The following is a 6,094-nucleotide window of genomic DNA, read 5'->3' as shown; positions in this document are numbered from 1 at the left end:
GCCCCAGAACCAACCTCCGCGTCTCCGCTTCCGTCCGTCCCGTGCGCCCCGCCGCTGCATCTCTGCGCCGCCGGTGAGAGGGGTTCTACGGTTAGTAGCACATACCCGCAACCCCTTTTTTGGGAAAAAGTTCAAAATTTGTTGGAAAACCTTTTTGCGCCCTATTTTATTGGGCTTTGGGCATGATCATAGTGTTGGGGAAAACAGGATTATGCGCCTGCAGTCGGCCGATTTGATTCGAAACTTGAGTTCTGGTTGCGCAGAATCGGCCCGAAACACCGATTCCAATCTCACAAAACGTAGAATCGAAGGCACTGGCACCCCTGCACCCGACTCGTTGCTGCGAAATTCAGAGGGACTTGATGATCCATAGAGAGGTCTGGTGCGTTTCGGGGTTTTGAGCGTGCACCCCCCTTACTGCGAGCAAGAACATGGAGCAGCTCTCATTGCGCAGAGTATCATGGGACCAGATGTAGCCCTCCATGATGGTTCGGCCCTGCGAATCTACACTCTATACAGAGCGTCACAGAAGCGTGGCGAAACCGTTGGGCGTTTCATAGACCGGGAAGATGAAATGATCGGGTCGAGAGTTTGCGCCCCAACAAGTTGTCGCTCTTACATGGAACGAGAAGAACGCAGGTTGAGAGGCGCCCGTATGATCACGACGTATATAGTAGAATGGTGAGCCCGTCGGGGGTCGAACCCGAGACCTACTGATTAAAAGTCAGTTGCTCTACCAACTGAGCTACAGGCCCACTGCGTCGCTAGCTACCCGTAGCGGTTTTTGGGGTCAAGCAGAAATCTGATAGAAATTGGGGCCTTCTCTTTCAAATATCGGGATGGAGGGATATATGCCCGCATCAGGCACTCAGATAAGTGGATAATCCGTTGCAGTTCATGAAGTTTCACGGGCTCGGCAACGACTTCGTTGTCATTGACCGCCGCAGCGGCGGGCCAGATATGACCGCCGCACTGGCGCGGGCGTTGGGCGACCGGCATCGCGGGGTCGGATTTGACCAGCTTGCGGTGATTGATTGCGATGGCGATGCCGATGTCGGGTTGGTCTTTTATAATGCCGATGGCAGCACGGCGGGGGCCTGTGGCAATGCCACGCGCTGTATCGCCCGTTATATCATGGACGAAACCGGCACCCCCACACTGACCCTGCGCACCGAACGCGGAATATTGCAGGCCCGCGATTCGGGCGGCGGTTTGACGGCGGTGAATATGGGGGCGCCCCTGCTTGATTGGGCCGATATTCCACTGGCCCACGCGATGGACACGTTGCATCTGCCGATTGAGGGCGCACCGACGGCCACCGGCATGGGCAACCCGCACTGCACCTTTTTCGTTGATGATGTCGGCGCAGTCGATCTGGCCGGTTTTGGCGCGGCCCATGAACATCACCCGCTGTTTCCACAGCGCACCAATGTGCAAGTGGCGCAAATCATCGGCGCGAATCATATTCGGATGCGGGTGTGGGAACGGGGCGTGGGGGTGACCTTGGCCTCGGGCTCGTCCTCGTGCGCCACTGCGGTGGCGGCGGCGCGGCGCGGGCTGACCGGGCGCGCGGTGCGAATCGATCTGGACGGGGGTCCGATTGATATTGAATGGCGCGACGATGGCGTTTGGATGACGGGTGCCACGGCGCATGTGTTTACCGGCACCCTGACGGCGCAATTTATGGAGGGCCTGATATGAGCGCCCCGGTTTTTGCCACGCTTGGCTGTCGCCTGAACACCTATGAAACCGAGGCGATGCGCGAATTGACCGCCCAAGCCGGGGTGGAAAACACCGTGGTGGTGAATACCTGTGCCGTTACCGCCGAGGCGGTGCGCAAGGCCCGGCAAGAGATTCGCAAACTGCGCCGCGCCCATCCCAATGCCACGCTGATCGTCACCGGCTGCGCCGCGCAAACCGAACCAGAAACATTCGCCAAAATGCCCGAGGTGGACCGGGTGATCGGCAATACCGAAAAGATGCAGGCCAATACCTGGGCCGATCTGGGCACCGAAAAGGTGCAGGTTGACGATATAATGTCTGTCAAGGAAACCGCCGGGCATTTGATTGATGGATTCGGCACCCGCAGCCGCGCCTATGTGCAGGTGCAAAATGGCTGTGATCACCGCTGTACGTTCTGCATCATCCCCTATGGGCGGGGCAATTCGCGCAGCGTGCCCGCCGGTGTGGTGGTGGATCAGATCAAACGCCTGGTCGGGTCGGGCTATAACGAGGTGGTGCTGACCGGCGTTGACCTGACATCATGGGGGGCCGATTTGCCGGGGCTGCCGCGGCTTGGCAATCTGGTGATGCGGATTTTGAAACTGGTGCCGGACCTGCCGCGCCTGCGGATTTCCAGTATCGACAGTATCGAAGTCGACGACGATCTGATGCAGGCCATTGCGACCGAATCGCGGCTGATGCCGCATTTGCACCTGTCCTTGCAACATGGCCACGACATGATTTTGAAACGGATGAAACGCCGCCATCTGCGCGATGATGCCATTGCGTTTTGCGAACAGGCGCGGGGGTTGCGCCCCGATATGGTGTTTGGCGCCGATATCATTGCCGGTTTTCCCACCGAAACCGATGAGATGTTCCAAGGCTCGCTTGATCTGGTGCGCGAATGTGGGCTGACCTGGTTGCATGTGTTTCCCTATTCGCCGCGCAAAGGCACGCCAGCGGCCAAAATGCCGCCTGTGAACGGCACGGCGATCAAGGCGCGCGCCGCCGCCCTGCGTGCCGCCGGGGCCGGACGTGTGGCACAGCATTTGGAATCGCAACAGGGCGCGCATCATGCGGTGTTGATGGAAACGCCGCGCATGGGGCGCACCGCGCAGTTCACCGAAACCCTGTTTGACACCGATCAGCCCGTGGGCCAGATCGTGCCCGCCATCATCACCGGGCAGACAGAAACCGCATTGCTGGCGCGGGCGCTGCCATGACACCGATTCTGTGGTCGTTTCGCCGCTGCCCTTTTGCCATGCGCGCGCGTCTGGCGCTGCATGGCGCGCAAATCACAGTGGACCATCGCGAGATTTTGTTGCGCGACAAACCTGCGGAAATGCTGGCGGCCTCACCCAAAGGCACGGTGCCGGTTTTGCAAACCCGCGATGGTGTGATCGACGAAAGCCTGGATGTGATGCACTGGGCCTTGGCGCAGAACGATCCTGAAGGGTGGCTGGAGTTTTCGGCTGACGACGCAGCTTTGATCGCCACCAATGACGGGCCGTTCAAACAGGCACTGGACCGCACGAAGTACGCCAATCGATACCCCGATGCCGACCCGGATCAGGCCCGCGCCACCGCCGCCGCGCTGTTGCACCCGCTGAACGACAGGCTGTCACATCATCCGGCCCTGACCGGACCGCAGGACACAATGATTGACGCGGCCCTGTTTCCGTTTGTCCGCCAGTTCGCAATGATCGACCGGGCGTGGTTTGACGCACAGCCCTGGCCACATCTGGCAACATGGCTGAACCGGCATCTGGACAGCGCCCGTTTTGCCGCGATCATGGTGAAACACCCGCTGTATCGCGCCGCCGAACATGGCAAACCCGCATAGACAGGCACAGGCACCGGCCCTAGGGTGACGCAAACCCCAGTGTGCGGAGGCCGCCGATGCAATTGTTTTACTCTCCCGCGTCACCATTTGTGCGCAAGGTCATGGTGACCCTGCACGAAACCAAACAGACCGGTGATGTGGAATTGGTGAATGTCACGACTTCGCCAATCAAATCGGCCCCTGAAATTCTGGCCCATAATCCCACCGGTAAAATCCCGGCCCTTGTGCGTACCGATGGCCCCGCGCTGTATGACAGCCGGGTGATCTGTCGGTATTTGGATGCCCGGGCGGGTGCCAACCTGTATAAGGAGATCCGGATCTGGGATACTCTGACCCTTGAAGCGACGGGCGATGCAATCATGGATGCCGCCGTTGCCATGGTTTACGAACGCCGGGTGCGCCCGGAGGAAAAACAATCCGATGAGTGGGTCGAGGCCCAATGGACCAAAGCCAGCCGCGCGTTAAGCGCGCTCAATTCCCGCTGGATCAGCCATCTGAGCGGACCTCTTGATATGGGGCAGATCGCGGTGGGCTGTGCCTTGGGATACCTTGACTTTCGTCACGACGCGCGATCATGGCGCACCGGCAATGATGAATTGGCCAAGTGGTACGATACCTTTGCCAGACGCCCGTCAATGCAGGCCACCAAACCGGATTGATCAGATTTTGTCGCCAAATGCGTTCAGCACTTGGCGATACACTTCGCGTTTGAACGGCACGATCTGATCGATCAACTGATCTTTGGGAAACCAGCTCCATTTCGAAAACTCGGCCGGTGGCACGGTGATATCAATCTGATCGTCGGTGCCGTGAAACCGCATCAGGAACCAGCGCTGTTCCTGACCGCGATACCGGCCTTTCCACAGTTTCGGCACCAGATCATGGGGCAGGTTATAGGGAATCCAACCTTCGGTTTCTGCCTCAATCGTCACCAGATCGGGGTTTACGCCGGTTTCCTCGGCCAATTCTCGCAGGGCTGCGGCGCGGGGCGTTTCGCCCGGGTCAATTCCGCCCTGGGGCATTTGCCAGGCCGGCGTGCTGTTGTCGATCCGCTGGCCCACGAACACGCCGCCTTGGGCGTTGGCCAACATGACACCGACACAGGGGCGATAGGGCAGTTTTTCAATTTCTTCGGGGGTCATTGGCGGCCTTTGCACAAAATATCGCGCCCCGGATCACTCCGGGGCGCATATCGGATCAGTTTTTGGGGCCAAGGGCCGACATGCCTTTCAGAATGTCGATGGCATAGGCCAGCTGATAATCTTCGTCGCGCAGTTTGGCGGCCTCTTCGGCCTTTTTCTGCTCTTCCAGAATGATCTCACGTTCGTCTTCAGACACTGAATCGTTGCTGATCGCGCCGCGCAGATCCGCCTCGGAGCGGCGCAGGATCGGTGTGTCGGTCTCTTCTTCCTCGGGACGGCGGGGCGGTTGCGCCACCACGATATCGGGCGAGACACCCAAAGATTGGATCGATCGGCCAGACGGCGTGTAATACCGCGCTGTCGTCAGGCGCATCGCGCCATCACCGCGCAGGGGCATGACCGTTTGCACCGACCCTTTGCCAAAGGATTTTGTGCCAATCACAATCGCACGGCGGTGATCCTGCAACGCACCGGCCACAATTTCCGACGCACTGGCAGACCCACCGTTGATCAACACGACAATCGGCTTGCCGCCCGTCAGATCGCCGGCCGTGGCGTTATACCTGTCACTGTCGGCGGGATCGCGGCCCCGGGTTGAAACGATTTCACCGGTTTCCAAAAACGCATCCGACACACGAATCGCCTGGGTCAGCAATCCACCGGGATTGTTGCGCAGATCGATGATGAATCCGTTGACGTTATCCATGCCGCCGGCGTCTTCAACCTGCTTTTCCAGACCGTCTTTCAAGTTCGGATAGGTCTGATCGTTAAAGGTGGTGATGCGCAGGACAACCGATTCGCCTTCGGTGCGGGTGCGCACGGCGGTCAGTTTGATCGTGTCGCGGATGATTGAAATATCAAACGGTTCGGTCGTACCTTCGCGCACCACGGTGATGATGATCTCACTGCCCACCGGGCCGCGCATCATGTCGACGGCAGCGTCCAGCGTCAGGCCCAGAACCGATTCGCCATCGACATGGGTGATGAAATCGCCCGCCTCGACACCTGCGGTATCGGCCGGGGTGCCATCCATGGGTGAAACGACCTTGATGAACCCTTCTTCCTGGGTCACCTCAATACCCAAACCGCCAAATTCACCCCGGGTTTGAACCCGCATATCGCGTGCGTCATCCTCGGACAGATAGCTGGAATGCGGATCAAGCGAGGTGAGCATCCCGTCAATCGCCGCCTCGATCAATTTTTTCGGCTCAACCTCGGTCACATATTGCGCACGGATCCGTTCAAAAATATCGCCAAACAGGTCAAGCTGTTCATAAACATTAGCCGATTTGTTGTTTTCCTGGGCCAGTAATGGCCCTGCCACCTGTGTGGTCAGCAAAATTCCGGCCAGGGCGCCCCCCGCAGCCGCGATTGCAAATTTTTTCAT

6 protein-coding genes and 1 tRNA gene are annotated in these 6,094 nt (G+C 58.9%); 4 read left to right on the top strand and 3 right to left on the bottom strand.

Going from position 1 to position 6,094, the window contains the following annotated elements; all coding sequences use genetic code 11:
* Window positions 1-679: 679 nt before the first annotated feature.
* Window positions 680-755: transfer RNA gene (locus tag C8265_RS13495), tRNA-Lys, on the bottom strand.
* Window positions 756-897: 142 nt separating this feature from the next.
* Between C8265_RS13495 and dapF the strand changes: the two genes are divergently transcribed.
* From dapF to C8265_RS13475, 4 genes are read left to right on the top strand one after another with little or no spacing between them, the layout of a single operon-like run.
* A complete protein-coding gene (gene dapF, locus C8265_RS13490) occupies window positions 898-1,701 on the top strand; it encodes a diaminopimelate epimerase (protein WP_108484534.1) in 804 nt (267 codons plus the stop codon).
* Window positions 1,698-2,945, top strand: a complete 1,248-nt coding sequence (gene mtaB, locus C8265_RS13485) for a tRNA (N(6)-L-threonylcarbamoyladenosine(37)-C(2))-methylthiotransferase MtaB (RefSeq protein ID WP_108484533.1) — start codon at window positions 1,698-1,700, stop codon at window positions 2,943-2,945. The genes dapF and mtaB overlap by 4 nt, the downstream gene beginning before the upstream one ends.
* The gene (locus C8265_RS13480; RefSeq protein ID WP_108484532.1) at window positions 2,942-3,565 is read left to right on the top strand and encodes a glutathione S-transferase; all 624 of its coding nucleotides are present in this window, start codon (window positions 2,942-2,944) and stop codon (window positions 3,563-3,565) included. The genes mtaB and C8265_RS13480 overlap by 4 nt, the downstream gene beginning before the upstream one ends.
* Window positions 3,566-3,621: 56 nt before the next feature.
* Window positions 3,622-4,224 (top strand): glutathione S-transferase, encoded by a 603-nt coding sequence (locus C8265_RS13475; RefSeq protein ID WP_108484531.1) that lies wholly within the window; start codon window positions 3,622-3,624, stop codon window positions 4,222-4,224.
* Here C8265_RS13475 and C8265_RS13470 read toward each other — a convergent pair whose 3' ends face one another.
* Together C8265_RS13470 and C8265_RS13465 are read right to left on the bottom strand one after the other, a co-directional pair.
* On the bottom strand, window positions 4,225-4,707 hold the full coding sequence (locus tag C8265_RS13470) for an RNA pyrophosphohydrolase (protein WP_108484530.1): 483 nt from the start codon (window positions 4,705-4,707) through the stop codon (window positions 4,225-4,227). It lies immediately after the preceding gene.
* Between the two features lie 55 nt (window positions 4,708-4,762).
* Entirely contained in the window at window positions 4,763-6,094 is a 1,332-nt protein-coding gene (locus C8265_RS13465; protein ID WP_108484529.1) for a S41 family peptidase, read from the bottom strand.

Origin of the sequence: Oceaniglobus ichthyenteri (assembly GCF_003057885.1) — a bacterium.
Taxonomy (GTDB): domain Bacteria; phylum Pseudomonadota; class Alphaproteobacteria; order Rhodobacterales; family Rhodobacteraceae; genus Oceaniglobus; species Oceaniglobus ichthyenteri.
Note: the sequence above shows the minus strand (reverse complement) of the source record. Positions and strands in the feature narration are given on the sequence as shown.

Coding starts and splice junctions, on each gene's coding strand:
- C8265_RS13470 (WP_108484530.1), bottom strand. CDS start 4,707: ATGACCCCCGAAGAAATTGAAAAACTGCCCTATCGCCCCTGTGTCGGT.
- C8265_RS13475 (WP_108484531.1), top strand. CDS start 3,622: ATGCAATTGTTTTACTCTCCCGCGTCACCATTTGTGCGCAAGGTCATG.
- C8265_RS13465 (WP_108484529.1), bottom strand. CDS start 6,094: ATGAAAAAATTTGCAATCGCGGCTGCGGGGGGCGCCCTGGCCGGAATT.
- C8265_RS13480 (WP_108484532.1), top strand. CDS start 2,942: ATGACACCGATTCTGTGGTCGTTTCGCCGCTGCCCTTTTGCCATGCGC.
- dapF (WP_108484534.1), top strand. CDS start 898: ATGAAGTTTCACGGGCTCGGCAACGACTTCGTTGTCATTGACCGCCGC.
- mtaB (WP_108484533.1), top strand. CDS start 1,698: ATGAGCGCCCCGGTTTTTGCCACGCTTGGCTGTCGCCTGAACACCTAT.